Origin of the sequence: Vibrio sp. YT-15, from assembly GCF_033337445.1 — a bacterium.
In the GTDB taxonomy this organism is placed as follows: domain Bacteria; phylum Pseudomonadota; class Gammaproteobacteria; order Enterobacterales; family Vibrionaceae; genus Vibrio; species Vibrio alginolyticus.
In genome coordinates this window covers 1-1,200 of the sequence record NZ_JAWOQR010000115.1, presented here as the reverse complement: position 1 = coordinate 1,200, position 1,200 = coordinate 1, and the positions used below count along the sequence as shown (strand labels likewise).

The following is a 1,200-nucleotide window of genomic DNA, read 5'->3' as shown; positions in this document are numbered from 1 at the left end:
CAGCAATTACCGTAGTGAGCCAACGAGTAGATGTGTTAAACGGCACACTACGTGACAACTTGTTAATGGCATCACCAAATGCGACTGATGAGCAACTAGCGGAAATCCTAACGAAAGTAGAACTGGGTGCACTGCTTGAAGAGCCGGGTCTTGATGCTTGGTTGGGTGATGGCGGTCGTCAGCTTTCTGGTGGCGAGAAACGTCGTATTGGTATTGCGCGAGCGTTACTACGAGATGCTCCGATTTTGCTTCTTGATGAGCCAACCGAAGGCCTCGACAAGCGCACCGAACAAAAAGTCATGGCGCTTTTCAACGAGTACTTTGCCAACAAGACGGTTGTATTCATCACTCACCGACTCATCGAATTAGAGAACATGGACAACATTTGCCTTATGGAACAGGGCGAGATCATTGAGCAAGGCGACCATCAAACGCTACTCGCTCAACGCGGTCGTTATTACCAGTTGCTTCAATCTCTATAAGTAAGACTAAAAAAAGCTCATCTTCGGATGAGCTTTTTCATTTTGACTAACTCAAAAAATTTGAAGAACGCTCTAACGACCAGACTTCGCCAAGTAAGCTGACATTTCGGCTTCTGGCACCATCCCTCCCCCGGTCGCCCAAACTAAGTGTGTGGCATTTTTCAAACGTTCATCCGTAAGCTGTAAACGAGTCTGGTAGTGTAGAGAACTCGATACATGCACCGCGCCCATCATTCCGGCTAATGCAGAGGGCTCCAAATTGATGCCTTCTCGTTCGCTCAACTCTCCTAAAAGCTGATACATACGTTCGTCCGTCACGGTGTAGTAACCATCAATTAGCCGCTCCATGGCTCGCCCAACAAAACCAGAAGGACGACCAACGGCCAAGCCATCTGCCGCGGTGAGATTATCTATACCGATATCTTGCACCGCTATCTCATCATGCAAACCAGTATGTACTCCCAACAACATGCAAGGAGAATGTGTTGGCTCAGCGAAGATGCAATGCACGTGGTCACCAAAGGCCACCTTGAGCCCAAAAGCAACACCACCTGGCCCACCACCAACACCGCATGGTAAATACACAAACAGTGGATGACGTTCATCAACCACAATACCTAAATCATCAAATTGTTGTTTTAAGCGTTCACCTGCAACCGAGTAACCTAGGAACAAGGTTTGTGAGTTTTCATCATCGATAAAAAAGCAGTTGGGATCG

The 1,200-nt window shown here is 47.6% G+C and carries 2 protein-coding genes; one reads left to right on the top strand and one right to left on the bottom strand.

The genetic code is table 11. The features are described from left to right. Positions 1-482, top strand: a 482-nt coding sequence (locus R7D93_RS25670) for an ATP-binding cassette domain-containing protein (protein ID WP_318129604.1), incomplete at its 5' end; no start/stop codon positions are given. Positions 483-554: 72 nt separating this feature from the next. On the opposite strand, the gene R7D93_RS25665 is transcribed toward R7D93_RS25670, so the two are convergent. Then, on the bottom strand, positions 555-1,200 hold a 646-nt coding region (locus tag R7D93_RS25665), incomplete at its 5' end, for a D-serine ammonia-lyase (RefSeq protein WP_318129603.1).